The organism is Leptolyngbya subtilissima AS-A7, assembly GCF_039962255.1.
In the GTDB taxonomy this organism is placed as follows: Bacteria; Cyanobacteriota; Cyanobacteriia; order Phormidesmidales; family Phormidesmidaceae; genus Nodosilinea.
In genome coordinates this window covers 157,878-183,302 of sequence record NZ_JAMPKY010000012.1, presented here as the reverse complement: position 1 = coordinate 183,302, position 25,425 = coordinate 157,878, and the positions used below count along the sequence as shown (strand labels likewise).

The window sequence follows — 25,425 nt, the reverse complement described above, 5'->3', positions numbered from 1 at the left end:
TAACCGTCTATGACCTGGTGGCGCAAGCTTAGAACGAATCGTCTGGCCCAGCTCGGGGCGATCCTACTGATCGCCCTATATGCCGTGGCGTTGGGGGCCGACTTTTTTGCCCCCTACAGTCCCTACGAGTCTCAGCTCAATGGGTCACTGCTGCCACCCACCCAGGTGTACTGGCGCGACGGGGAAACGGGGCGGTTCTTTCCCCATGTTTACCCCACCACCCAAGGGCCAGTAGACATCAACACAGGGGAACGCAAGATTGTCGTCGATCGCACCCAGCCCTCTGCCCTGCGGATTTTTCACCGCAATGATAAGGGACGACTGACCTTGTTTGACACCGCTGGCCCCGCCCGCATTAATCTGCTGGGCACCGATGAGCAGGCCCGTGACCAATTCAGTCGGCTGATCCACGGCAGCCGGGTTAGCCTCAGCGTAGGGCTAATCGGTATCGCCATCTCCTTCCCGTTGGGCATGCTGGTGGGTGGCATGGCCGGGTATTTTGGCGGCGCGGTCGATGCCGTGCTGATGCGCCTGGTGGAGGTGTTGATGACCATCCCCAGCATCTATCTGCTAGTGGCCCTAGCGGCGGTGCTGCCGGCGGGCATCTCCAGCACCCAGCGCTTCTTGCTGATTGTGCTAATTACGTCGCTGGTGGGCTGGGCTGGGCTAGCACGGGTAATTCGCGGCCAGGTGCTGTCGATCAAAGAGCAGGAGTTTGTGCAGGCTAGCCGGGTCATGGGTGGGCGATCGCTCTACATCATCACTCGCCACATTCTGCCCCAAACCGCTACCTACGGCATTATTGCCGCCACCTTGGCGATTCCCGGCTTTATTTTGGCAGAGGCGGTGCTGAGCTTTATTGGCTTAGGTATTCAGCAGCCCGACGCCTCCTGGGGCAATATGCTTACCCTGGCTACCAATGCATCCATTCTCGTTCTCCAGCCCTGGCTGGTGTGGCCTCCAGCCATTCTGATTGTGGTAACGTCTTTGGCATTCAACCTGTTAGGCGATGGTCTCCGCGATGCCCTAGATCCTCGAACGTTGAAGCAGTAATTAGGTTAAGCAGCTACGTCATTAGCGGCTCTGCTGTGAGATTTTTCAGAAGCTATGTCTTGTGCTAGGTGCTGCTTGGCTAGCTCACAACTATGCTGCTGATTGTTGAGGCTGGAGGTGGCTGATGGGACTCATTGAGCTACTGGTCTTATTGGTTGTGGCGGCCATCTGCGGCGGCATTGGCCAATCGCTGGCCGGCTATACAGCCGGGGGCTGCCTAACTTCGATTGTGGTGGGTTTTATCGGGTCGTACTTGGGCGTGTTGATCGCTCGCAATCTGGGCTTGCCGGAGCTGTTTGCTCTGCAAATTGGTGGGCAGTCGTTCCCAATCATTTGGTCGATCATCGGAGCCACTATTTTTACCCTGATTCTGGCGCTGCTGAATCGGCTTTTGGTTGGGCGGCCTAGAATCTAGGGGCAAAGCAACATAGTGGACGGCTAGCCCCTGCATGGTAGTTTGGCAACTGGTCGATTGGGCGATCGCAGCTCTAGCCGCGATCGCCCTGTTTCTAAGCCTCTGGATTGTCGTTCCCGCACCAACCTTCTCCCTGTTGCCCTTAGGCGTGGGGGCTCCAGAGGTCAGCCCATTTCTGTTGCTGGGTCAGGGGATATTGCTGGCGCTGGCTTTGGTGCTGCGGAGGGCGAAAGTAGGCGATCGGGGGCGATCGCGCAATTCTGTGCGGTTCCTAACCTTAGGATTCAGTGCTACCGGCCTGGTGCTAAGTAGCCTGCCGCTGCTGCAACTGCCTGCCACGGTGCAGCAGGCAGAAGCCCAAATGCAAAAGGCATTAGGAGCAAACTACAGCAGCCAAATTCCGGCTCAGGTACGGCCCTTGCTGCGATCGCGCCCCTTCATCCTGAGGGATTTAATTCAGGGGCTGCCAGAGCCTGCCATCGAGTCACAGCGCCAGACCGTCTTAACCCCGGACGGCGCCACTTTGGCATTGGACATTTACCAGTCGCCCCAATCTCCCACTCAGCCGGATCTGCACCCTGCCATCGTCACCATCTACGGCGGCGCTTGGCAACGTGGAGAACCCGCTGCAACGACCCGGTTTAGCGCCTATATGGCGGCCCAGGGCTATACGGTCGTGGCCATCGACTATCGCCACGCACCTGAGTACCGCTTCCCAACCCAGCTTGAGGATGTGCAAACAGCTCTGGAATGGGTGGGCGATCGCGCCCCAGACTATGGCATTGACCTCAACCGCATTGCCCTGGTGGGATGGTCTGCTGGAGCCCATCTGGCCATGCTAGCCGCCTTTGCACCTGACGGACTTCCCGTTCAAGCGGTGGTTAACTACTACGGTCCAGTCAATCTATCGGATGGCTACTACGACCCACCAGTGCCCGACCCCATTGATACCCGCGCCGTCTTAGAAACTTTTTTGGGTGGCTCCCCAAAGCAGTTCCCCGCGCTTTACCAGCAGGCCTCACCGATATTCTCCGTCAAGCCGGGGCTACCGCCAACGCTATTAATCTACGGTCAGCGCGACCATGTGGTGAAACCTAGCTATGGTCGGCAGCTGTACGAAAAACTGCAAGCCAGCGGTAACGTGACGGCGTGGATTGCCCTACCTTGGGCCGAACATTCCTTTGATGCCGTGTTTCGCGGCCCCAGCAACCAAATTGCTCTGTATTACACCGAGCGGTTTTTGGCTTGGGCGCTGCGTCCCAACCCCTAGCCTTTCATCCCCACCCATTTCTTCTGGGGACGTAAGGCAGTAGCCTGAAGGTAGCGGCTTTAAAGGAGAGATGCTCGATGGAGACAATGGCATCGATGCGGCCAATCCGATGGGTTCTAATTAGTGTGCTTTGCCTGTCGCTGCTGGGGTGCGGGCTAGTTAACCCCAAACCGCCTAGGGCTGTGGTTGAAGGAGCGATCGCCCAAAAGCTTTCTCAAACCCAAACCGTTCTTTACCGGCAGTTTTCCTCCGCTCCCACCGACCGTGCTGAGGTGGGTCGCATCCGCATTACCGATCACCACTGGTCTGAGATTGCTGGGCAGCCCACAGTAGAAGTAGCTGGTACCTATCATCTCAGAGGGGGCAACTTAACCAGTGCCCAACGCAGCCAGACCCGAGATTTTGAAGTCTATCTGCAGCGGGGCGCGACCAAAGACCAGTGGCTGCTGCTAGAGCCGGTTCCCAACCAGACTAGCGATGCCCTTCAGTGGCAAACAACCCCGGTCTTAACTGCAGCAGACAACGGGGCAGCTGACCCAAGCTAACTTTAGATAACAACGCTGGTGTCCGCATCAACCGACGCTACTGGCTGGTAAGCTTCTCCAGCAAAGAGTTTGTAGAGTTTCTCAACTTCTGTCAAAGCGTTAAACTCCTGCTCGACCTTAGTTCTAGCTGCAGCGCCTAGACGATTTCGGGTGTCGGCATCCTTCATCAGAAAACTAATGCATTCTGCCAGAGCTTGACGATCGCCCGGCGGTACCACGTAGCCATTTACCCCTAAATGCACTAGTTCACTCACTCCAGCAACCTGGGTAGCAACAACCGCAACGCCCGCCGCCATCGCTTCCATCAACACAACGGGGATGCCCTCAGCAAAGCTGGGCAGCACAAATATGTCAGTGTTCTTGAGATGCTCTCTTACCGCCGACTGAGATTGATAACCTAAGAAGCGCACGTGGTTCTGTAACCCTAAGTCGCTCACCTGCTGCTCCAATAGCAGGCGATCGGCACCGTCACCAACGACAGTTAAAATCACGTCAGGTTCAATGCTGATCAGCTCTGTCAACCCTTCTAGCAAAACCGGCAAACCTTTTTCAGCCGCTAATCTACCCACATAGAGCAGACGTTTGCCTATCCCTTGATGAGTCACCGTTTCAAACAAACTGGGGTCAACCCCGCAGTGCACAATTTTCAGCTTGTCCCACTGATCAGGGCGTGAAAAAATCATGCCTTGGCTACGGCAGAAGTGACTAATACAGGCCACGAATTTAGCGTGCTTAATCTTTTCATCCACCCGCCATCGGTAGGGCTCGAAAAAGATGTGGGGGCCATGCATAGTAAAGCTAAAGGTAAACCCACCCAATTCGGCGGCCAACATCGCTACCGTGCAGCTAGAGCTAGCAATGTGATTATGCAGATGGGTAATATTTTGGGTCGTAATCAGGTGAGCTAGGATGCCTGCCTCTAAAAAGTAAATTACCTGGTAGAGAAAGCCCTTTAGCCCAGGCTGGCTCGTGGCCCAAGCCAGCTTGACGCTGCTGAAGTAGCGGCTCGGATTAGCCAGCAGCAATGTTAGATGGGCCTTGATCAGCAGACCTAGGTTGAACGGTAGTAGGTAACGGGTTTGCGATCGCTCCGCAGCTTGCTCAGGGCCTACAATATTCTCATCTCCGGGGCGGCGTACCGCAAAGGTGAAGACTTCTAATCCCAAGTCTCTAAGCCCTACAACCTCACGCTGAATAAACGTGTCTGTGGCTCTAGGATAGGTACCGGTAAAGTAGGCAATACGCATGGGGCTTCTCGCCATTACTAATGATAAAAATAAAAGAAAAATTAGGGAAGCAACGATTTTAGGGTTCTTTTTAAGACCCTGAGCCTGTCATTGGAACAGGCTTATACTCAATCAGCGTAGCCGGCTTTTTGCGCCAGCGGTTGAGCCAATATCGGCTTTGCCCAAGCACCTGAGGGAGTTTTGAGACCGTACAAAAAAATGCATACAACCGAGCGTTTCTAGCCTCGTCGCCTTGACTGTGGCGATATTTGTAAATCTTCCATCCCAAGACCGGGTAGCCTAGCAGCAGCAAGAGACTTAGCCCGTGCGTAGGCCAGGCTAGGCCAACGGCCAGAGCCGGAACTGTTGCCCCCCACAGCCAGCCGCTTTTGTCTTCCTTGACCATGTATGACTCAGGTGGTTGACCGTACATGGCTTTTCCTTCTGCAACGGCCCAGCCCCCACGAATCGATCGCTTCCACCACTGACCAAAACGAGTCATAGCTGCATCGTGTAGGGTCATATCGGCGTCAATACGCTCTATTCTCCAGCCTTTCCGCCTGAGACGAATACACATCTCCGGCTCTTCCCCGCAGATCATTGTAGGGTTGTAGCCGCCCACCGCTTTAATGGCCTCTACGCGAGCCAGCATGTCGCCGCCACAGGCTCGGGTCTCACCCACGGGTGTGTTCCACTCTATGTCAGCCAAGCGGTTGTAGGGAGAGGCGTCAGGAAAGCGCTCGCGTCGTCGCCCACAGACAATGGCGAGGGTAGTGTTGCTCTCTAGGGCCCCCACAGCTGCCTCTATCCAGTTGGGCAGGAGCTCGCAATCGCCGTCGATAAACTGTACGTAGGTAAGCTGGGAAAAGTGCTCGACTAAGTATTGAAAACCTGTGTTGCGCCCCCGTGCCATGGTGAACGGCACAGACATATCGAGCTCGACAACATGAATACCCATTTCGCGGGCTTTAGCAACGCTGCCATCGGTAGAGCCTGAGTCTACATAGACAATGGGACTGCCCGACGGCACGTTGTCCTGTAGAGACCTGAGACAGCGAACTAGGCGCTCACCTTCATTGCGGCCAATCGTCACAACGCCAATTTGATGCATACCTAACAGGAGAATTAACGACTGAAGCTCACATTAAAAATACAGGCTTATGCATGAAATGCCGAGGTCCATATTAGGAAATTTACCAAGGCTTCATCGAGGCCGATGGTGAAAGCCAAAGCTTGAATTCGCTGCACGAAGGAATGAAATCAATACTTCTGAAGGTATTTACAGTAGAGGGAGGAAAATAAAAAACTCTGTTTGCTTGAGTAGAAGCGTATTTGAAAGAATCTAGTATCGCTTTTCTAAGCAATGCTTCGCTTTCGCATAGCATTTTTAGGGCTGTCTTGCCTTGCGTCTATTTCCTTGAGTCTAATTGTCAGAATCGAGGGTCTTTTGTTATGGAAACGAGTTTTTAGCAGTAGTAAATTCTAAATAGTTGATAGTAATTCACATAAGGTTTTAGTTAAGTATGGCCTTAGTAATTTTTCGAGAAAGTTTAGGTATTGCTATGATGCTCAAACCAAACCCCTAAACTCTAATATTAAAACTAGGGATTGCCTAGATATAGTTTGCCCGAAAAAAATCCTGATCATGTAGGCATTAGCATGTTTTCTCAGCCATACATGACCAGGGGTAATTCAGTTCAAGAATGAGCTGCTTGATATAGTGCTAGTGCTCTACTGCTACGCCCACTGGGCAAGCTACACTGGTGCCTCCCAAGCCACAATAGCCACCCGGATTTTTAGCCAGATACTGCTGGTGGTAGTCCTCGGCGTAGTAATACTCTGGAGCTTCCAAAATCTCAGTAGTAATGGGGCCATAGCCAGCAGCCTCGAGCGCGACCTGATACGCCTGTTTAGAAGCTTCCGCTAGCTGGCGCTGGGCCTCGGAGTACACATAGATGCCTGAGCGGTACTGAGTGCCTGCGTCGTTACCCTGGCGCATGCCCTGGGTGGGGTTGTGACTTTCCCAAAAGGTTTTAAGAACTTGCTCATAGCTGACTACCTTTGGGTCAAATACAACCTGCACCACCTCGTTGTGGCCAGTTAACCCAGAGCACACCTCCTGATAGGTGGGGTTGGGGGTGTAGCCAGCGGCATAGCCAACTGAGGTAGAGTAGACCCCCTCTAGCTGCCAAAACTTGCGCTCGGCACCCCAAAAGCAACCCATGCCAAAGAGAGCTAGCTCCATGCCAGCCGGAAAAGGAGGAGTCAGGCGGTTGCCGTTGACATAGTGCTTTTCGGGTACGGGCATAGCTGTAGCTCGACCTGGCAGCGCCTCGTTAGGAGCGGGCATCTCTGACTTTTTGCCTTTGCCTAAACCAAAGAAAACCATAGGAATTATTGCAGTTTGTGTAGAAGAACTACCTCAACTATAGCGTCAACACCTTGGTGTTTCCTGGGAGAGGGTGCGCCTCTGGGCCATAGGGAGCGGGGTTATGATGAGCGATCGCAGTCCAATCAAAAAGCCTGAAATTAAAAGGACAGGCACCAATAACTTTTGCGGATTAGACAGACCTCTAGTCTTAAAGGTTAGCTTCACCAGCGTCTCTTAGGACTTAGCGATAGTGGCGATCCAACCGCAGCACCGTTTCTAGTAGCACGTTGGCTCCGTTGATGCACTCTTCGGGGGCGGTGTACTCCACCTCAGAGTGGCTGAATCCGCCTGCACTTGGCACAAAAATCATGCCCATGTCGGTAAAGCGACCCATTTCAAGGGCATCGTGTCCAGCCCGGCTAGGCAGCGGCATGTGGCTCAACCCCAAGTTGCTGCTCGCCTTAGCAATAACGGCTTGAATATGGTCAGCCGCTGGACTGGGGGCTACATTGAGCTGGGGCACAATCTCGATTTGAGTGCCAGTGTTTTGAGCAATCAACCGCAATTCTTCTTTCAGATCGTCAATCAGATCGTTGATGACGTACTGATTCAGGTCGCGCACGTCGATACTGCACTGTACTTGCCCCGGCACAATGTTGTCAGCGTTGGGCCACACTTGCAGAGCACCCACCGTGGCCACCTGCTGGGCGGGAGGGCGCTTGCCCAAACGGTTTACTACCAGAACTACCTGAGCTGCTGCTACTAGAGCATCCTGACGCTGATCCATGGGGGTGGTACCAGCGTGGTTGGGCCGCCCAGTGATGTGGATTTGGTAGCGCTGCATACCCACTATGCCCTGCACCACGCCAATTTGTTTGTGAGCTGTTTCTAACACTCCTCCCTGCTCAACATGAAGTTCGACAAAGGCACAGATATCATCACGAGTGCGCTGAGAGAGAGAAAGCTGATCCCAATTTCCTCCGGCGGCGTTGACGCACTCATCAATGGGGCGACCATCTTTGCGGTGGTAGTCGGCAGCCTCGAGCGAGGCGGTGCCGGCCATGGCACGCCCGCCAACCATAGTGTCTTCTTCGTCGGCAAACACAATCACCTCAAAGGGGTGATCGAGGGTGATGTTGTTTTCTTGAAGGGCGCGGGCTACTTCAATACCCGCTAGTACACCCAGGTTGCCGTCAAATTTGCCGCCACAGGGCACTGTGTCGATATGGGAGCCAGTGGCGATCGCTGGGGCGTTGGTGCGACCATTGCGGCGACCAATCAGGTTACCAGCGGTGTCAATACAGGTACTTAAACCTGCTTCTACCATCCATCGTCGTACCAGCTCGCGGCCTTGAATATCTTCTGAGCTAAAGGCCAGCCGACAAATGCCGCCGTTGCTGAGCTGCCCAATTTGGGCTAGATCGTCAATGCTTTGATTGAGTCGTTTGCCGTTGATGCTAAGGGTTTGTAAACGAGTCATAGGTATTCAGTCAAAAGGAGTTCAGTGAAGAGATGAAACGTTTGACTCCAGAAAACGTTACAGACCATCATATAACCGCGACGCCTCTGTATACAGTCCATTGTATACAGAGGCCTGGCAGAGTTCTGTTTAGAGAGAACTTTCTGCGAAACGATAGCTAGAAAGGTCCAATGAAGCTGCAACAGCAACGCTAAGATTTAGCTCGGCGACTTGCCGCGTTGGAATAGGTGAACCGCTAAGCAATCGGATCTTTGAGCTGGGGCATATCAGCCCTTAAGAGCTTGGTTCGGCTAACCCTAGCTTGCCCCTAAACAGGCCAGGGTTAGCAGGTATTTAGAACTGTCGCAAAAACCGCAGGTCGCTGGTGTAGAGGCGGCGAATGTCGTCGATTTGGTGCTGAACCATGGCTAGGCGCTCTACCCCTAGCCCTGCCGCGAAGCCGCTGTAAACCTCAGGGTCATAACCGACGGATTTCAGCACGTTGGGATCAATCATGCCGCAGCCTAGCACCTCTAGCCACTTGCCCTGCCACTCTACATCTACCTCGGCAGAGGGCTCAGTGAACGGGAAAAAGCTGGGCCGAAACCGTACGGGAATCTCGCCGTAGAGCGCCTCTAGAAACACCTTGATGGTGCCTCGCAGGTCAGTGAAGGTAATGTCTGTATCCACTGCAAAGAACTCGATCTGGTGAAACACGGCGGCGTGGGTGGCATCTACCGTGTCGCGGCGATAGCAGCGCCCAATGGCAACGGCCCGCAGGGGCGGCTCATTGGCCTGCATGTAGCGAATTTGGGTGTTGGATGTGTGGGTGCGCATCAGATGGCCGTTGGGCAGGTACAGCGTGTCCTGCATATCGCGGGCCGGGTGGTCAGGCAGAAAGTTAAGGGCTTCAAAGTTATAGTAGTCAGTCTCAATTTCGGGGCCATCGGCGACGGTATAGCCCAAACCCACAAAAATATCGACGATGCGATCGATGATGCTGTTGATGGGGTGAATGCGGCCCTGGGGCTGAAAGATGCCAGGCATAGTGACATCTAAGGTTTCGGTGGCCAGCTGAGCCTCAATGCGAGCGGCTTCTAAGGCACTTTTGCCCTGATCGAGCTGGGTTTGAATGAGTTCTTTGACTTCGTTGGCCAACGCACCAATGCGGGGACGCTCTTCGGCGGAGAGTTTGCCCATGCCCCCCAGCACTTTAGAGAGTTGGCCCTTTTTGCCCAGGTAGCCAATGCGCAGCTGCTCTAGTTCATCTAGGGTGGCGGCGGCGGCGATCGCGCTCCTAGCCGCCTCCTTCATGGCCATTAGGTCGGTTTCGAGCGAGGTGGGTGCGGCGGTCATTCTGCGTGTATGGTGCAACAACAATATAGGGAGGCTAGCCCGACCAGCTCTGGGCAATACCTTGGCGCTCTAGGCTAGCTTTGGGCTTTGATTATTTTAGTGTGGCGGGGGAACAGTCATGAACATTCTCATCAGCAACGACGACGGTATTTTTGCCCTAGGGATGCGCACCTTAGCCTCTACCCTAGCGGCGGCGGGTCACCGGGTTACCGTGGTGTGCCCCGATCGCGAGCGTTCCGCTACCGGCCATGGGCTCACGATGCACAAGCCAATTCGCGCCGAGATGATCGAGTCGGTATTCAAGGATGACATTGAAGCTTGGAGTTGCTCTGGCACCCCCGCTGACTGCGTCAAGCTGGCCTTGGGGGCACTGATGGCAACGCCTCCAGAGGTCGTGGTCTCGGGCATTAACCACGGCGCTAACCTGGGCACCGACGTGGTCTATTCCGGCACAGTGTCGGCGGCGATGGAAGGAGTAATGGAAGGCATTCCGGCGATCGCAGTCAGTCTGACCAGCTTTACCCAGGGCAGCTTCGTCCCCGCTGCCGACTTTATTCGCGATCTGCTGAGCGATCGCGATCGTTTCCCCCTAGAGCGCCCCATGCTGCTCAACGTCAACGTGCCGGCGGTGACGGCAGCGGAGATCAAAGGGGCCAAGATTACTCGCCAGGGCATTCGCCGCTATTTCGACCAGTTTGAAAAACGCCTCGATCCTCGGGGCAAAACCTACTACTGGCTAGCGGGGGAAGCCGTCGAAGACATCGAGGATCCCTTACCTAACCAAGGCTGGCCTCCCGAATTGACTCAGGCCATGACGGGTATTCCGACCGATGTGCAAGCGATTCGCGATCGCTATATCTCGGTTACGCCGCTGCAATATAACCTGACTGCCGTAGGCGATCTGTTAGATTTAGCCCAGGGTGAGCGGCCTCTGCTGCCAGAGCAAGTAGAGTAAAATATAGTTCACAACGAAATCTCACGGCGCTTCGGGGCAGACTAAGGCCAAGGCATCGAGTCAAGCTCTGACGCCTTCTAGGTAGGGTGGGTGCTCCACACTGATCATTTTGATTAGAGTTCATTACTATTGAAGAAATATCATGGTTGTGCTCTACCCCAAGGCGTACTTGTATTTCTAGCCTAATGTTCCATGCTTTCCCATCCCGAGAGATTCATGGCTGAGCTTACTGAGCAGTTTTTAGTCCGGTTTTGGGGCGTACGTGGGAGCATTGCTTGCCCAGGGCCGTCTACGGTGCGCTACGGCGGTAACACCTCCTGTGTCGAGATGTTGGTCGGGGGACATCGCCTAATCTTTGACGGGGGTACCGGTCTGAGAGAGCTGGGCCTGTCATTGCTGGCTGAAATGCCCGTTGAGGCCAACATGTTCTTTACCCACTCCCACTGGGACCATATCCAAGGCTTTCCCTTCTTTGTCCCGGCCTTTGTGCGGGGCAACCGGTTTAATATCTACGGTGCGATCGCTCCCAACGGCTCCACTATTGAGCAGCGCCTCAACGACCAGATGCTGCACCCCAACTTTCCGGTGCCGCTCCAGGTGATGGGGGCCGATCTCAAATTTTGCGACATCGAAGTGGGTGAAACCCTGCATATGGGCGACATCACCATCGAAAACGCCCTGCTCAATCACCCCGGCGAAGCGGTGGGCTACCGAGTGACCTGGCAGAATCAGGTGGCAGCCTACATCACCGATACCGAGCACTATCCAGATCGTCTGGATGACAACGCTGTGTGGCTGGCTCGCAATGCCGACGTCATGATCTACGACGCTACCTATACCGACGACGAGTACAACGATCCCAAATCGAGCAAAGTAAGTTGGGGTCACTCCACTTGGCAGGAGGCCGTGAAGGTCGCCAAGGCGGCTGGGGTCAAGACCTTAGTCATCTTCCACCACGACCCCGCCCACGACGACGACTTTATGGATCAAATAGCCGCTAAAACCAAGGCCGCCTTCCCTGGCGCTGTGGTGGCCAAAGAAGGCATGGTGCTTGATCTGACTGCCGCCCGCGCTACTCTGCCGTCGAAAGCCATTGGCACGAAGGCCCTAGGGAATTACCCCTCAGCCCTGGAAGCGATGCACCTCGAACCTGATCCGAGCTGAATTGCTTCTCAACTCGGTTGAGCCCAACAGACTGTGTAAAAATGTAAAGCGTGTGGATCACGTCTTCGCTTACAACAGCTATTACTCCAACGGCGATCGCCCTGGGGAACTTTGATGGTGTCCATTTGGGGCATCAGGCCGTCATTCGCTCAGTGGTGCCCTTAGGGGCCCAGGGACAGGGCGAGCCTCATGTCAACCCGCAGCTGACTCAAGTGCCGCTGCGAGGGTTGAGTCAGCGCCAGAGGGCTCAGAGTAGCTTTCCAACCCCAACCTCTCAGCCGGCAGCTACCCCTATTCCTACCGTGATGACGTTTTTCCCGCATCCGCAGGAGTTCTTTTCGGGGCAGGCTCGTTCGTTGCTGACGCCTTTACCTGAAAAAGCTGCTCAGATCAGCCGATTGGGCATTGGTCAACTGGTGCTCTTGCCCTTTGATCAATCCTTAGCTAACCTGTCGCCCGAAGACTTTGTGGGAACGCTGCTAGTTAAGCATTTGCGGGTGCAGCACATCAGCGTGGGCAAAGACTTTTGCTTCGGTAAGAAACGTCAGGGCACTGTAGACGACCTGAAGGCTTTAGCTGCCCGCTATGGGGTTCAGGTGCACATTGCTCCCGTTGTCGATTTGGGTGCCGATCGCATTAGCAGCTCTCGCATTCGCCAGGCTTTAGAAAAAACCGATCTTGATACGGTCAAGGCGCTGCTGGGGCGGCCCTACAGTTTGGTTGGTCGGGTGGTAAAGGGGCAGCAGCTGGGGCGGACTATTGGGTTTCCTACCGCAAATCTGCACCTGCCCGCCGAGAAGTTTTTGCCTCAAACGGGGGTCTACAGCGTGTGGGTGCATGGAGCAACTCAGACCCCTTATCCCCTCGTACCGGCGGTGATGAACCTGGGCACCCGCCCTACGGTAAAAGGCGCTGCACTCACCGTTGAAATACACCTGCTCAATTGGGAGGGCAACCTCTACGACAAAACCTTGGAGGTATATCTACATAGTTTTCTGCGGCCCGAGCAAAAATTTGGCAGCCTTGATGATCTCAAGACCCAAATCCAGCATGACTGCCAACAGGCGCTAGGCGAACTGGCGCGACAGCCGCTAGGCAGTTCGGGGGCGATCGGGGCATCATAGGCCTAAACACAATTAAGCCATGTCTAGGGGCAAGGGTTTTTCTATGGATAAACCGCAGTTGCCAGCCGGATTTGGTATAGCAGGGGTCACCAGCATGCGCGAGCGGATTGAAACGCTAGTCCAAAATTTAGACAAAACCATCGTTGGCAAATCAAACTCCATTCGGCTAGTGCTAGTGGCGCTGTTCTCAGGGGGGCATGCTCTGCTGGAGGATGTGCCGGGGGTTGGCAAGACTCTGCTGGCTAAATCGCTGGCTCGTTGTATTGATGGTCGATTTCAGCGCATTCAGTGCACTCCCGACCTTTTGCCCACTGACGTGACCGGCACCAACATCTGGAATCCCAACAGCGGCGAGTTTCAGTTCCTGCCGGGGCCAGTGTTTGCCAACATTCTGCTAGCTGACGAAATCAACCGAGCCACCCCGCGCACCCAGTCGGCGCTACTAGAGGTGATGGAAGAGCACCAGGTGACCCTAGACGGCTTGTCCCGTCCAGTGCCCGCCCCGTTTTTTGTGATTGCAACCCAAAATCCGGTGGAATACCAGGGTACATTCCCGCTTCCCGAAGCCCAGATGGACCGGTTTGCGCTTTCCTTTAGCCTCGGCTACCCTACCGAGGGTGAAGAACTGAGCATGCTCCAGCGCCTTGGGGGTGGGGTCTCTCCCCACGACATCCAACCTTGCATCACCCTAGATGAGGTTATGGCTCTGCGGGCAGAATGTGCCCGGGTCACGGTTGAGGAGTCGTTGCAGCACTACATCCTCGACCTCGTACGGGCCACCCGCACCCACAGCGATATCACCCTCGGTGTCAGCCCACGGGGCTCGGTGGCGTTTTACAAAGCGATTCAGGCTCTGGCTTACCTAGAAGGGCGCAGCTATGCTATCCCTGACGATGCTAAGCAACTGGCCCCCCATGTGTTAGCCCATCGTCTGATCCCGGCCGGCCACCATCGGCCTCAGCGGCTGGTGGCTGACCTACTCGAAACTACTCCAATTCCTTAAAATTGCGCTTATCCAAGGCAACATGCAGCTTTTGCATTAGCAGGGTGGACAAATTCCCCTGGAGAGAATGGTAGTTTTTATGGCCAAACAGCCCATAATAGGGGCGGTGAACTGAAGGATCGCAATTTCCTATGCCAAGAACGCCCAGTGAGTACATCATTCACATGCTGTTGGATGGCGGCCACCATGAAGAGGTACGCTTCTCTTCCATTCAAGATTTTCAAAAGTGGTACAGCGGCGAATTGATGCCCAAGGCCACCTCCGATGAGTTCATCACAGTGCCTCTACCCAAGGTCAATCCTGGCGAATACATGGTCATTCGTCCGTCCCGCGTCAGTGCGATTCGGGTGGAGCCAGTGTTTAGCTCTAGCGTTGAGCGGTATTAATGGTTGGTTGGGTTAGGGTAAGTATAAATACTCGGTTGCTAACAGCAGGTGTGGCAACAGTAGCCTGTCTGGTTGGGCAAAGCAGCGGACTGTTCGCGCTGGCAGCTGAAAGGGGTGAAGCTCAGGATCTCTTCGTTTCAGATCTTCCCGCTGATGCTCAGCCCTCAGCAGCTCTGCCCCTGACGCCATTGGTGAGGGATGGGGAGAGCCGTCTATGGGCAGACCTTGTTCTGCCTGCTGACCGCCAAGCGTTGATACAGGCAGTTAACCATAGCCTTACCTACTTAGCTACACCGAAGGCGGCAGCAGATTATCAGGCTTATCCGGTACCGGGCATTACGCGCGATCGCGTGTGGCGCAGTCTGCAACGTCTGCGGCAGTTAGTCGCTACCAGTCCCAGTAATCAGGCTTTTCAGACCGCTCTAAGGCAGGAATTTGTTGTCTATGAATCGGTTGGAGTCGATGGCAGGGGCACCGTTGCCTACACGGGCTACTTTGAGCCGCAGTATCGAGCTAGCGCGGTTCCTACTGCTGAATACCGTTATCCCCTCTACCGTCGCCCTCCTACCCTAGATACTTGGCCTCAGCCTCACCCAACCCGCCTAGAGCTGGAGGGCATGGATGGCTTAGCAGGTGGGCAAGGTGCCCTCGCTGGTTTAGAACTGGTGTGGTTGGCCAATCGCTTAGAGGCGTTTCTAGTACAGGTGCAGGGTTCGGCCAAGCTGCAACTCACCGATGGTCAGGTGATGTCGGTGGGCTATGCGGGTCGTACTGAATATCCCTACACCAGCATTGGCCGTGCCCTGGTCGACGACGGCAAAATCGACCCAAATGATCTGTCACTGCCCAATCTGCTGGCCTACTTCGAAGCTCATCCCGAAGACCTGAACCACTATTTACCTCAAAATGAACGGTTCATATTCTTTCGTGAAGGCAGCGATGGGCCACCTTCGGGTAGCTTAAGTGTGCCGGTGACCGCTGGCTATTCGATCGCCACCGATAAATCACTGATGCCACCAGGGGCGATCGCGGCTATTCAGCTGTCGTTACCTCAACAAACACCTCAGGGCGACTGGGTTAGCCAACCCACTACCCGCTTAGTACTCGACCAAGATACAGGCGGCGCCATTCAAGGTCCTGGACGAGTCGATTTGTATGTAGGATCGGGCAGCCAAGCTGGGGAGCTAGCTGGACGTATCAACACATCAGGGCGCCTGTATTACCTGCTGCTACGTCCCTAAAGGGCGGTGCCTCTAGCGCTGTTCCCTCAAGTTGCCACAGTCCGGGTGTTACCCTATAGGCCTATGGATACTTCCTTTGCCCTCACCCTACAGATTGTACTCACGGTGCTGGCCGGAGTTACTGCGCAGGTCATCGGGGAGATAGCCAGGGTTCCCAGCATTATTTTTTTGCTGCTCTTTGGTATTGGCTTGGGTCCGGATGGCCTTGGGTTACTCCATCCCCAAGACTTAGGCATTGGGCTAGAGGTAATTGTGGCCCTCAGTGTGGCGCTCATTCTCTTTGAGGGAGGATTAAGCCTAGAGTTGAGTGAACTAGGTCAGGTGTCGAACAGTCTGCGCAACCTGGTTACTATTGGCATCTTTGTCACGCTGATTGGCGGCGGTATGGCAGCCCACTGGCTGGGGGAGTTTCCCTGGTCGCTGGCATTTCTTTACGCTTCGCTGATCGTGGTGACTGGCCCTACCGTAATTGGGCCTCTGCTGCGCCAGGTGGCGGTCGATCGCAAGGTGGCAACCCTGTTAGAGGGTGAAGGCGTGCTGATTGATCCCATTGGGGCCATCCTGGCGGTGGTGGTGCTCGATATTATTCTCAATGGAGATGCCGACCCCACTACGGTCGTCAGCGGCTTGATTTTGCGGTTGAGCATTGGCACGCTGATTGGTGTCGTCGGCGGTGGCCTGATTGGTCTTTTGTTGAAGCAGGCCAGTTTTTTAGGGGAAGATCTGCGCAACCTCGTTGTGCTGGCAGGACTGTGGGGGCTGTTCGGGCTAGCCCAGAGCATTCGTAGCGAGGCGGGGCTGATGGCTGCCGTAGTAGCGGGCATGATGGTGCGCTGGCTGTCGGTGCCCGACGAGCGGTTGCTGCGTCGGTTTAAGGGGCAGCTGACAGTGCTGGCGGTGTCGGTACTGTTTATTTTGCTGGCAGCAGACCTGTCAATTGCCAGTGTGTTTGCCCTAGGCCGAGGAGCGGTCTTAACGGTGCTGGTGCTGATGGTGCTGGTGCGCCCGGCGAACATTTGGCTGTGTACCCAGTCCAGCGATTTAAACTGGCGCCAAAAGCTATTTTTGGGCTGGGTTGCCCCTCGCGGCATTGTGTCGGCCTCGGTGGCCTCTCTATTTGCTATTTTGCTGACTGAGCGGGGGATTAGCGGAGGAGAGGCGATCAAGGCCCTGGTGTTTCTCACCATTATTATGACGGTGATGATGCAGGGGCTCACGGCGCGATTTGTGGCTAGTTGGCTGGGCATTACCAAGGCTGCTGCGGTGGGGGCCGTAATTGTTGGGTGCAACCCCCTCAGTTTGCTGATAGCTCGTTTAATTAGGGAATACGGCGACCCGGTAGTCATGATTGACACCAATGATGCCGCCTGCGATGCCGCCGAGAAGGAAGGCATCGAGCTTTTGATTAGCAGCGCCCTCGATCGCGACGTCTTGGAGCGGGCGGGTCTAGATAAAGCCGGCACCTTCTTAGCTATGACCAAAAATGGCGAAGTCAATGCTGTGGTAGCGCAGCGGGCGCTGGAGGAGTTTCAGCCTGCACGGGTGGTAGCGGTGGTGCCCCAGGAGAAGAGCGGGGGCGAGCTGCCCAATAAGGGACAGCTGAAGGGGGCACAGACGCCGCGCCTCTCCCTAAAGCAGTGGAATACCTACCTCAACGACGGGGAGGTGCGCCTGGGTGAGACCTGGCTGCGGCAGGAGAATAGCGAGCTGCAGCAGGCGCACCTGGCTACGCTGGTGTACAACGGTGCCATGGTGCCCCTGCTGGTGGAGCGCGACGATGCGCTTCGAGTTGCCCTAGGGCAAGACCGTTGGGAGGTTGGCGATCGCCTGATTTACCTCTGGCATGACTCCAAGCCCAAACTGCTCAAACAGCTTGCGGGTGGTATTCAGCCCAGTCGGCTCACCCTAGAAATATTGCCTGTGGTGGAGGCCGTGCCCTCAGCGCCAAAGGATTCTCCAGCAGAAACCGCCATAGCAGCAACATTGATTTCTGAAGGGCCAGTTGCGTCAGATTCTAGATAAGCTGAATTTCCTGACGCTATGGCGCTCCAGTCTTCACCATCGACTTTATGGCTTCCAACCCACCTCACGTTTCAGCACTGGGTACGCTCACTGGCATAGGCGTTGGCCCTGGAGACCCCGACTTAATTACGCTCAAGGCGCTCAAGTGTCTTCAGTCAGCTAATGTTGTAGCCTTCCCCCAGGGGCGCAGCGGTCGACCCGGTTTGGCCCAAACAATCATTGCGCCGCACCTGGATCAGCAACAGCTACTGCCGCTCGATTTTCCCTATATTTTCGACCCAGACCAGCTCACCAGCGCTTGGCAGCAGGCAGGCGATCGCGTTTGGCAGTGTCTCAGCCAAGGCCAAAACGTGGTGTTTGCCTGTGAAGGTGATCTCAGCTTTTACGGCACTTTCAACTACCTGGCCTTGAGCCTTGAGCGCCGGTACCCAGCAGCACAAATCACTCGCATCCCTGGCATTTGCTCACCGATGGCAGCGGTCAGCGCCCTCGGGTTGCCGCTCACGGTGCAGTCAGACAAGCTGGTGGTACTGCCTGCTCTTTATACCGTGAATGAGCTGGACGCTATTTTGGCCTGGGCTGATGTCGTAGTGCTGCTCAAAGTGGGGTCAGTGTACAACCAGATTTGGCAATTGCTACACCAGCGACGTCTCTTGGAGCACAGCTGGGTCATAGTGAACGCCACTCAACCCACCCAGATCGTCTATCGCCCCCTGACGACCCATCCCAGTCTAGAGCTGCCGTACTTTTCGCTGATGGTCATAAGGTCGGGGGCAAATCCGCTACCCTAGAGATGACTAGGAACCCAGGTTTACAGGGTTAAGTCAATACCTCATAGCGATCGCAAACAGCACAGTACGGCATGAATTCACCTAACTCGCCCAGGTTAAACCAACTGCTCAAAACCGCCCGTCAACCCCAGTGGATAGCGGCGCTGTTGTCCTTGGGGTTTCACGTAGTGTTGTTTGCTGCTGGTCCCTCCTTTTCCAGCTTAAGCGCTACCGCTATGGGAGAAGGCGATTCAAATTCAGAAGAGCGTCGGGTTCCGTTGATTGAGCTCACCCCCGAGGAGCAAAATCGTCTACCCGACTTTTCGACCCCTGCCTATTCTTTAGATAGTGGAGACGATTTGTTGAGTTTGTTTCCCCCCTCAGGCAGCAGCCTACCCCTTGAGCCCGGTTCAGACTTTGGTGCGTCCTTGGCGATCCCTGCTCCTAGGTTGCCCTCTAATCCTTTTCCTTCGGGCATCTCACCCTATACCTCCTCTGGTCGTTCCTCTATAACGCTGTCTCCCCGCCGTACTCCTTTCCCGTCTTCACTCAATAGGAGCGTGATCCGACGCCCTGTTAGGCCTCCTGCTGAAGATGCTGCATCCCAAGGTGCTTCGACACCAACCGCTACTTCTCCAGAAGATATCAGCGAAAATAGTGCTGCTGATTTAGAGCCAAACCAAGCTAATGGACAGGGACCTGATGCCGCGAGTGCTCCGTTAGAACCTACAAACCCTGCTGCTCCATCAGCAGAACCAGAGACCGAGCAAGCTAGTGAACTGCTAGCTAGGGTAGAGTTTGACGATGCTCAAACCAGCGCCAGTGAGGTTGAAATTGCCAAGGCGGCCTGGCTGCAATCCGTGCAAGAAAAATTAGGAGATACGGTTACCGAGGCATCTGATCCTATTGTTCTCAAAGTTCCCTACAGTGGTCGACTCTGCCTATCTCCTGAACCTGCCGATGCGTTACTGGGCGTAGTTGGTTTACCCGGTGAAACTAGCGACAGCCTCGAGTTATGGACCACAGTGCTCAAAAGCACCGGTTACCCATTCTTAAACCAAGCCGCTGAACAGGCTCTTCAAGACCTCCAGAAACAGAATGCCGACGGTAGCGCCTTGGCAGTAAATACCTTGTATCAAGTCACTGTAGAGATAGAATACGACGACCAAAACTGCATCAGTCGTGAGGCTCTTCTGCAATCGCGTACAGCTGCATCAGAAGAACCTAGCAACTCAACAGCTGAGTGAAAGCCTCTCAGAGAACTTTGACTGATTTTACAGAACGGTAGTTGGTTAACTGAGCCATTGAGCTTTGACCTCAGCGCTTAGTCACTAAAGGCCACCAGTAAGCATTTGTTCAAGCTCACTGGTGGCCTTTCAATAAGTACGATCTATTTTTGAGGTGCGAGAACGACATCAGCATAGGTTCCAGACCGAGCTACTGTGCCTTTGTCGAGAACGTAAATGCGATCGCAGTGCTCAATCGTTGACAACCGGTGGGCAATGATAATTAGAGTTTTAGAACCAGCTAAAGCCCTGATTGATTCGCTAATCAATCGTTCCGTTTCATTATCTAAAGCAGAGGTTGCTTCGTCCAAGACGAGGATCTCTCTTTGGTGATAAAGTGCGCGGGCAATGCCAATGCGCTGGCGTTGTCCGCCCGAGAGACGTACTCCACGCTCACCTACTGCAGTATCAATGCCGTTGGGCAAGTCTTGAACCAGTTCCTCAAGCTGCGCTGCTTTGATTGCATACCACAAACGTTCATTGTCAATCTCAGCTTTCGGAACTCCAAAAGCAATATTTTTCTCAATAGTGTCGTCGGTCAAAAAGATGGACTGAGGTATATAGCCAACCAGCTTTCTCCAGTTCGGCAAATCACCATAAATTGATTTCCCATCGAGAAAAATATCGCCACTCTGAGGAATCAGCAAACTCAACATCACATCTACTAGAGTTGTTTTCCCTGCCCCAGATTGACCTATCAGTCCAATAGACTCTCCTCGCTTGATCTCCATTGAAACGCCCACTAGAGAAGGCTTTGGAGAACTGGGATATTGATAAAAGATGTCGGAAATCTTCAGGCTTTCAGAAAAATTAGAAGCATGTTTTTGGTCGGGAGTATAGGAAGAGCTTGCTAGCAATGAGGGGTTTTCATATTTGCTGGACTCGTTGTTTTCAATCTCTTTCAGATCTAAGTACATCATGTCCAGACTATGGGCTGAGTTCCGCAGCTTGCCAACGCACTCTGCCAAGTTACTAGCAGCCGGAATTAACCTCAAAGAAGCAACAGCAAATACACCCATGCTAGCAATTGCTGCTTGAAAGTCCTGGCCTATAAGTAACTGAGAAACACAGACAAAGCCAACAATAGCTGTTATTAAGAGAGTCTCAATCATTGTCCGCGGCACAAATTGAGCACTCTGAAAGAGAATTTCTACTCGAGCTTCCTCGTGTACATGCTCCTCTAATTCCTTACGAAAGTAATTTTCGCAACCAAAGACCCGAGTTTCTTTGATGCCTCCTAATCCATGATTGACAGCCTTGATGGTTTCTTCTCGAGCAATAGTTGACAATTTACCCCACTGCTTTAATCGCTTTACCAAAAAAGAGAAGACCACAAAAGCGGGGAAAAGCGCAGCTAGTGAAACAGTTAATAATAAACTGTTAGTCTTTGCCATTAACACTAAAAGTGTGGCAATTACAATGGCATGAGAGACCGATTCTACCATAGGCAAAGAGACCATAAAGCAGAATCGATGCGTTTCATTAGTTATTTTATTAATATAATCCGCAGTATTTCTTGTTAAGTGAAAATCGTAAGGAGCAAGCAGATAGGTATTAAAGAGACGTTCTTGAACAGCGGCTCTCTGATCGAAGAGAACTTTATATGAATAACGCTTGCTCAAGAAGTAAATAGCTCCTTTTAGCAGAAAGATAACAATAATAAAGATACCAAACCAAAGAACAAACTTCTCTAGGCTGTTGAATCCGAAGGTTTGATAGATCCAATTAAATGTATCGCTTTGCTGAACAACCTTTTCTGCATCACCTGCCAAGTTTAGAAATGGACCAATTAAGCCTATTCCAAAGGCTTCTAAAAGAGATGTAAGCAGAAAAATGCCAACTAACCAAATTAATTGGCGTTGATGTCCAGAAAAAACATAAAGAAATTTTTGAAAATAACTCACTACTTCTCCCTCAAAATAACTGCTAAATGCTCTAACTGAATTAGCCGAGCAAAAGTACTTGACAAACCTTCTATACTAAGCATGCAGCAGAACAAATGATCTATCGTCTAGATCCCTATGATGTTTGACCGAACAATTATGCAATTGATTGTAACCTAAGCTATGGGTGGAAAAAACTGCTAAGTGTCCCATTACTATAGTACCCAAATCTTAGTAACGATAGATTTAGTAGAGCGAATTATTCATGCTCCTAGGAAAACACTTTAAAGAAGCTTCACAGCATCTTCCTGCTTATCTAAATCTATCCTCAGAAAGTTTCTCTTTCTCTGATTTTCTGCCAATAGGGGAAGACTCGTTAATGCCAGCTTCTCATCACGCTTATAAAATGACTTTATGGGTGAAAGCAATTGGCAAAGAAAGAACCGTGCCATGAGGTTGTGTAATCCAGGAGCTCGTCAAGCCTTTTGACCATGAAATTTCATCAGATATTTACATCTACACCTTGCCGCATAGGATATATCCAATAAAAGGCTAATGCTCATCCACATCTAATATAATTATTTCTAAATAGATTTCAAAAAAACGTTGTGGTGAAATAGCTACGCAAAACGCCAGAATTTGTTCCCATATTGTTTGTTAAAGCCCTTGACGCCATGCAAGCTCAAAAACTTACCCTTAACGGTAACACCGTAGTATCTGGAAAGCAAATTGATTTTGCGGAGACATGCTTTGCAGTCTTCTATCTTCTATTTTTTGCAGGAGCTTTTGGCTTTGGAGCAGATCTCGCCGCAGCTCCGGTTATTCCAACACCAATTATTACCTTGATTCGGTATGCTGCCTACGCAGCTGTTGTGTTGTTATTGTCACTGCGTCCTATTGAAACACTGAAGACGGCTCTTAGTAACAAATGGGCATTGGGGATAATTTTCATTACTTCCATTTCCTTTTTGTGGTCCTACAATCCTTCAGTCACGATAGATTCCATCTGGAAAGAATTTATCCCAATGTTTTTGTTGAGTCTTTATATTGCCTCTAGGTTTACGCTAGAGCAGCAATTTAAGATAATTCTATGGGTTTTGGTTATAGTTTTTCTAGAAAGCGTAGCTCTAGCGGTTGCTATGCCGGGGGTAGGGCGTCATATTGAGGGCCCTTTTGTTGGTAGTTGGAAAGGGGTATTTGCTCAGAAAAATCAGTTTGGTGCGCACTCAGCAATGACTTTAATAGCTCTTTTTATGTTAGCTAATTATGCCAAAGAGAAGCAGAGATGGGCGCTAATACTTCTTGGGGGATGTTTTGCGGCGTTACTTGTTAGTAGTTCCGTTACAGCATTAACTCTTTCTTTTGTAGGACTAACGCTAACAGTTTTCTATCGTCGCTTTGCTTGGCTAGGCAAACGCTCAGTTCTACTAGGTGCTTTGTTTGTGCTAGTTTCAGTTAGCTTCTTTTATGTTCTATTCTCCAATTGGGTAGATATTCTTGATTACTTTGATAGAGATCCTACATTATCTACGCGAACACTTATCTGGCATCTTGTTATCAATGCGAAAATTCCAGGCAGCCCATACCTTGGATATGGAAGAGGTGTATTTTGGGATTCGGTAGGTTTGACGACTGGCTTTGAGTCTTTCGCATATCATGTTCCACCTCATGCGCATAATGGCTTTTTAGATCTTATTCTGGATGTTGGTTTTATCGGCTTTTCGTTCTTCTGCGTCACATGGTTTATGACTTATGTCAGGGCAGCAAGGCTTGCCTATGACCGGAAAGAAGCAGCTTATCTGTGGCCTCTTTTATTTTTATCAATGCTTGTTTTGTTCAACACCTTCGAAAGTTATCTGGCTCGTCTAACCACCTTGTATTGGATCATTTTTATTATCCTAGCTTTCTCTTTAACCCCAAAAGTTTTCGCCTCAAAGGATTAGAGCATTTTTATAGAACTTAAAGCAGTAGACCTTTTAGAGTAGGTATTGGAATACTATTCAATTTACTGCAGAATATCTGTTTAGTGGCAAGCTACTTTTGAGAGGTTGAAATTGCACCTATTAATTTTGCAATGGAGTGTTGGTCGATAAGCTTCCCATGCATATAGCCAAAAACGAACTAACATTCGAAAGTAAATCAGCTCATCATCTTGATAGTCTAGTTATCAGTTTAGTGGCTTATTAGTCAAGCAAGCTTAGGGCAAAAGTCTAGAACTAACGTTCCTGATTACAAGATGTTAGGGAAGGCTATATTTTAATCAGTAATTGAGCTTTTTGACAGTGAAGGCTAGTCTGTATTAACTCACCGGTAGAATGCAAAACTTGGATCTTTTAGATGTTAATGCTATAGATGATGAATGCTTGATTTTGCATTCTCTTCTTTATATGGCTGAACAGAGGATTGCTCTAGAGTTTCCATACAAGTAGCGAGACTGACGAAGTGTTATAACACTGACTGCTGTGTTTAGCACACAAGTCATTGCCACTGATAAAAAGGGGCCACACTACACAGACTATCGCAATCAAGGGCGATACAGCGTACTTTGATTGATTTGGCGATGGCTATACTACGAATATCAGACGCTAAAAAAACTCCTTGGTCAACCAAGGAGTTTAAGTATAGTAGAGTGCTTTGCTTAGCTAAGCAGTATTGATCTGATAAAATACCTGAACTTTAGGCAGGCCAACTACATAGAGCTAGCTCTCTTACGGTAACCTTGCTTCAACACAGTTGCTTAGTCATCATTAAATATGTTAAAGACATCCAGAATGTTGAAGATCCCACCTAAAGGAGCCAAGATTGGAGTTAAGGCTCGATTTATAGTATCAATACCGACCAGGTAACCTTTCTTAGGTACTAAAATTACATCTCCATCCTGAACTTGATAGTTATCTACCAAGCTGGAAAGGTCTACTTTCTGTTCTTCAACCTGCCCTGTCTCTGAAAGCCGCACGAGGCGAACTTCTCCTAGTGCTGCGTCAGAATTAGGGCCACCAGCCGCAGCGATCGCGCCAGCCACCGAACTGTTGGGCTGTATCTGTACTTCCCCTGGTTGAACTACGCCATCGCCAATAACGCGTACTCGAACGTTGTCTGGAGCAATGCTTGAACTTGCTACTAAAGATGGATCAATCTCAGCACCGGGCTGTGCCTTAGGTACGAAGATAGAATCTCCATCTCTGAGCACCAAGTTGTTGCCTTGACCACCACTGGAAATTGCATCCCATAGGTTCACAGAAATATCCTGCGCCTGACCGTTTGATAGCTGTCGTCGGACTATAACTGAGCGAATATCTGCTGTGCGGCGTATCCCGCCTGCAGCCACTAAGGCCGAAGATAAGGTTGGTGTTGTTGTGGCTGCTGTAATCCGGGCATTTACGTCTAGCTGCGTTTCAGCTGAGGTTAAGCTACTCAGCTGTACAGGTCCAGGACGATAAACCTCACCCGCTACATCTACAACTACTGGACGCAGCGCCGTTAAGCTGACATTGACGACTGGGTTTACCAGATAGGCATTGAGCCCTTGGGTAATTTCTTCGGATAAATTGTCGACAGTTTTTCCTGCTGCTTGAATAGACCCTAAGAATGGAAAAGGCATCGTGCCATCAGGCAAAACCACCCGTGAACCAGTGAACTCTTCGTATCCGAAGACCTCAATAGCAATTTGGTCACCTGCTCCTAAAATATAGTTTCCAGGAGCCTGTGAAGTTGGCAGCTCGATAGTTGGAGAATTAAACTCTGTTGATTGTTGAGCATTTACTGACTCGGTTGGAGAGCTAAATTCTACCGATTGTTGAGCATTTGCTGCTCCTAGGCTCCACAAGCAACTGTGAGCTAATGTGGCTGAGAGCGAAATTAGCGCAATAGAAAACTTATCTAGTTTCATAATCTTA

21 protein-coding genes are annotated in these 25,425 nt (G+C 51.9%); 14 read left to right on the top strand and 7 right to left on the bottom strand.

Annotation, left to right across the window (positions count from 1 at the left end):
• Positions 1 to 9 precede the first annotated feature (9 nt).
• From NC979_RS23445 to NC979_RS23430, 4 genes are all read left to right on the top strand, one after another.
• On the top strand, positions 10 to 1,053 hold the full coding sequence (locus tag NC979_RS23445) for an ABC transporter permease (protein ID WP_190520004.1): 1,044 nt from the start codon (positions 10 to 12) through the stop codon (positions 1,051 to 1,053).
• A gap of 124 nt (positions 1,054 to 1,177) precedes the next feature.
• Positions 1,178 to 1,468 carry a hypothetical protein gene (locus NC979_RS23440; RefSeq protein ID WP_190520002.1) on the top strand — a complete coding sequence of 97 codons (291 nt, stop codon included), beginning with the start codon at positions 1,178 to 1,180 and terminating at the stop codon, positions 1,466 to 1,468.
• A 34-nt stretch (positions 1,469 to 1,502) separates the two neighbouring features.
• Positions 1,503 to 2,738 carry an alpha/beta hydrolase gene (locus NC979_RS23435; protein ID WP_190520000.1) on the top strand — a complete coding sequence of 412 codons (1,236 nt, stop codon included), beginning with the start codon at positions 1,503 to 1,505 and terminating at the stop codon, positions 2,736 to 2,738.
• Positions 2,739 to 2,815: 77 nt separating this feature from the next.
• Positions 2,816 to 3,283, top strand: a complete 468-nt coding sequence (locus tag NC979_RS23430) for a hypothetical protein (protein ID WP_190519998.1) — start codon at positions 2,816 to 2,818, stop codon at positions 3,281 to 3,283.
• A 2-nt stretch (positions 3,284 to 3,285) separates the two neighbouring features.
• On the opposite strand, the gene NC979_RS23425 is transcribed toward NC979_RS23430, so the two are convergent.
• From NC979_RS23425 to pheS, 5 genes are all read right to left on the bottom strand, one after another.
• Positions 3,286 to 4,530, bottom strand: a complete 1,245-nt coding sequence (locus tag NC979_RS23425; protein WP_190519996.1) for a glycosyltransferase — start codon at positions 4,528 to 4,530, stop codon at positions 3,286 to 3,288.
• A gap of 70 nt (positions 4,531 to 4,600) precedes the next feature.
• Entirely contained in the window at positions 4,601 to 5,620 is a 1,020-nt protein-coding gene (locus tag NC979_RS23420) for a glycosyltransferase family 2 protein (protein WP_190519994.1), read from the bottom strand.
• Between the two features lie 612 nt (positions 5,621 to 6,232).
• Complete coding sequence (gene msrA / locus NC979_RS23415) at positions 6,233 to 6,898, bottom strand: peptide-methionine (S)-S-oxide reductase MsrA (protein ID WP_190519992.1); 666 nt, start codon at positions 6,896 to 6,898, stop codon at positions 6,233 to 6,235.
• Between the two features lie 223 nt (positions 6,899 to 7,121).
• Complete coding sequence (locus NC979_RS23410; protein ID WP_190519990.1) at positions 7,122 to 8,360, bottom strand: Zn-dependent hydrolase; 1,239 nt, start codon at positions 8,358 to 8,360, stop codon at positions 7,122 to 7,124.
• 333 nt (positions 8,361 to 8,693) lie between these two features.
• On the bottom strand, positions 8,694 to 9,695 hold the full coding sequence (gene pheS, locus NC979_RS23405) for a phenylalanine--tRNA ligase subunit alpha (protein ID WP_190519988.1): 1,002 nt from the start codon (positions 9,693 to 9,695) through the stop codon (positions 8,694 to 8,696).
• 118 nt (positions 9,696 to 9,813) lie between these two features.
• On the opposite strand from pheS, the gene surE reads away from it, so the two are divergent.
• The 9 genes from surE to NC979_RS23360 all read left to right on the top strand — a co-directional run bounded on the left by surE (position 9,814) and on the right by NC979_RS23360 (position 19,607).
• Positions 9,814 to 10,650, top strand: a complete 837-nt coding sequence (gene surE, locus NC979_RS23400) for a 5'/3'-nucleotidase SurE (RefSeq protein WP_190519986.1) — start codon at positions 9,814 to 9,816, stop codon at positions 10,648 to 10,650.
• Positions 10,651 to 10,866: 216 nt separating this feature from the next.
• Positions 10,867 to 11,814, top strand: a complete 948-nt coding sequence (locus tag NC979_RS23395) for an MBL fold metallo-hydrolase (protein WP_190519984.1) — start codon at positions 10,867 to 10,869, stop codon at positions 11,812 to 11,814.
• Between the two features lie 50 nt (positions 11,815 to 11,864).
• Positions 11,865 to 12,938, top strand: coding sequence for a bifunctional riboflavin kinase/FAD synthetase (locus tag NC979_RS23390; RefSeq protein ID WP_190519982.1), 1,074 nt, complete (start codon positions 11,865 to 11,867; stop codon positions 12,936 to 12,938).
• A 43-nt stretch (positions 12,939 to 12,981) separates the two neighbouring features.
• A complete protein-coding gene (locus NC979_RS23385; RefSeq protein WP_431191113.1) occupies positions 12,982 to 13,941 on the top strand; it encodes an AAA family ATPase in 960 nt (319 codons plus the stop codon).
• Positions 13,942 to 14,072: 131 nt separating this feature from the next.
• Complete coding sequence (locus NC979_RS23380) at positions 14,073 to 14,327, top strand: hypothetical protein (protein WP_073607332.1); 255 nt, start codon at positions 14,073 to 14,075, stop codon at positions 14,325 to 14,327.
• A 50-nt stretch (positions 14,328 to 14,377) separates the two neighbouring features.
• Positions 14,378 to 15,568 carry a murein transglycosylase A gene (gene mltA / locus NC979_RS23375; RefSeq protein ID WP_347403942.1) on the top strand — a complete coding sequence of 397 codons (1,191 nt, stop codon included), beginning with the start codon at positions 14,378 to 14,380 and terminating at the stop codon, positions 15,566 to 15,568.
• Positions 15,569 to 15,631: 63 nt separating this feature from the next.
• Positions 15,632 to 17,590 carry a cation:proton antiporter gene (locus tag NC979_RS23370; protein WP_190519980.1) on the top strand — a complete coding sequence of 653 codons (1,959 nt, stop codon included), beginning with the start codon at positions 15,632 to 15,634 and terminating at the stop codon, positions 17,588 to 17,590.
• Between the two features lie 47 nt (positions 17,591 to 17,637).
• Entirely contained in the window at positions 17,638 to 18,381 is a 744-nt protein-coding gene (locus NC979_RS23365; RefSeq protein WP_190519978.1) for a precorrin-2 C(20)-methyltransferase, read from the top strand.
• Between the two features lie 71 nt (positions 18,382 to 18,452).
• A complete protein-coding gene (locus NC979_RS23360) occupies positions 18,453 to 19,607 on the top strand; it encodes a hypothetical protein (RefSeq protein WP_190519976.1) in 1,155 nt (384 codons plus the stop codon).
• 143 nt (positions 19,608 to 19,750) lie between these two features.
• Here NC979_RS23360 and NC979_RS23355 read toward each other — a convergent pair whose 3' ends face one another.
• Positions 19,751 to 21,550 carry an ATP-binding cassette domain-containing protein gene (locus NC979_RS23355; protein ID WP_190519974.1) on the bottom strand — a complete coding sequence of 600 codons (1,800 nt, stop codon included), beginning with the start codon at positions 21,548 to 21,550 and terminating at the stop codon, positions 19,751 to 19,753.
• A gap of 653 nt (positions 21,551 to 22,203) precedes the next feature.
• Between NC979_RS23355 and NC979_RS23350 the strand changes: the two genes are divergently transcribed.
• The gene (locus NC979_RS23350; protein WP_190519972.1) at positions 22,204 to 23,472 is read left to right on the top strand and encodes an O-antigen ligase family protein; all 1,269 of its coding nucleotides are present in this window, start codon (positions 22,204 to 22,206) and stop codon (positions 23,470 to 23,472) included.
• A 794-nt stretch (positions 23,473 to 24,266) separates the two neighbouring features.
• Here NC979_RS23350 and NC979_RS23345 read toward each other — a convergent pair.
• Positions 24,267 to 25,418 (bottom strand): polysaccharide biosynthesis/export family protein, encoded by a 1,152-nt coding sequence (locus NC979_RS23345; RefSeq protein WP_190519969.1) that lies wholly within the window; start codon positions 25,416 to 25,418, stop codon positions 24,267 to 24,269.
• Positions 25,419 to 25,425: the final 7 nt, after the last annotated feature.

What these genes read in the sequence shown, in the direction of transcription:
- NC979_RS23445 (WP_190520004.1), top strand. Translation starts at nt 10, where the DNA reads ATGACCTGGTGGCGCAAGCTTAGAACGAATCGTCTGGCCCAGCTCGGG.
- NC979_RS23440 (WP_190520002.1), top strand. Translation starts at nt 1,178, where the DNA reads ATGGGACTCATTGAGCTACTGGTCTTATTGGTTGTGGCGGCCATCTGC.
- NC979_RS23435 (WP_190520000.1), top strand. Translation starts at nt 1,503, where the DNA reads ATGGTAGTTTGGCAACTGGTCGATTGGGCGATCGCAGCTCTAGCCGCG.
- NC979_RS23430 (WP_190519998.1), top strand. Translation starts at nt 2,816, where the DNA reads ATGGAGACAATGGCATCGATGCGGCCAATCCGATGGGTTCTAATTAGT.
- NC979_RS23425 (WP_190519996.1), bottom strand. Translation starts at nt 4,530, where the DNA reads ATGCGTATTGCCTACTTTACCGGTACCTATCCTAGAGCCACAGACACG.
- NC979_RS23420 (WP_190519994.1), bottom strand. Translation starts at nt 5,620, where the DNA reads ATGCATCAAATTGGCGTTGTGACGATTGGCCGCAATGAAGGTGAGCGC.
- msrA (WP_190519992.1), bottom strand. Translation starts at nt 6,898, where the DNA reads ATGGTTTTCTTTGGTTTAGGCAAAGGCAAAAAGTCAGAGATGCCCGCT.
- NC979_RS23410 (WP_190519990.1), bottom strand. Translation starts at nt 8,360, where the DNA reads ATGACTCGTTTACAAACCCTTAGCATCAACGGCAAACGACTCAATCAA.
- pheS (WP_190519988.1), bottom strand. Translation starts at nt 9,695, where the DNA reads ATGACCGCCGCACCCACCTCGCTCGAAACCGACCTAATGGCCATGAAG.
- surE (WP_190519986.1), top strand. Translation starts at nt 9,814, where the DNA reads ATGAACATTCTCATCAGCAACGACGACGGTATTTTTGCCCTAGGGATG.
- NC979_RS23395 (WP_190519984.1), top strand. Translation starts at nt 10,867, where the DNA reads ATGGCTGAGCTTACTGAGCAGTTTTTAGTCCGGTTTTGGGGCGTACGT.
- NC979_RS23385 (WP_431191113.1), top strand. Translation starts at nt 12,982, where the DNA reads ATGGATAAACCGCAGTTGCCAGCCGGATTTGGTATAGCAGGGGTCACC.
- NC979_RS23380 (WP_073607332.1), top strand. Translation starts at nt 14,073, where the DNA reads ATGCCAAGAACGCCCAGTGAGTACATCATTCACATGCTGTTGGATGGC.
- NC979_RS23370 (WP_190519980.1), top strand. Translation starts at nt 15,632, where the DNA reads ATGGATACTTCCTTTGCCCTCACCCTACAGATTGTACTCACGGTGCTG.
- NC979_RS23365 (WP_190519978.1), top strand. Translation starts at nt 17,638, where the DNA reads ATGGCTTCCAACCCACCTCACGTTTCAGCACTGGGTACGCTCACTGGC.
- NC979_RS23360 (WP_190519976.1), top strand. Translation starts at nt 18,453, where the DNA reads ATGAATTCACCTAACTCGCCCAGGTTAAACCAACTGCTCAAAACCGCC.
- NC979_RS23350 (WP_190519972.1), top strand. Translation starts at nt 22,204, where the DNA reads ATGCAAGCTCAAAAACTTACCCTTAACGGTAACACCGTAGTATCTGGA.
- NC979_RS23345 (WP_190519969.1), bottom strand. Translation starts at nt 25,418, where the DNA reads ATGAAACTAGATAAGTTTTCTATTGCGCTAATTTCGCTCTCAGCCACA.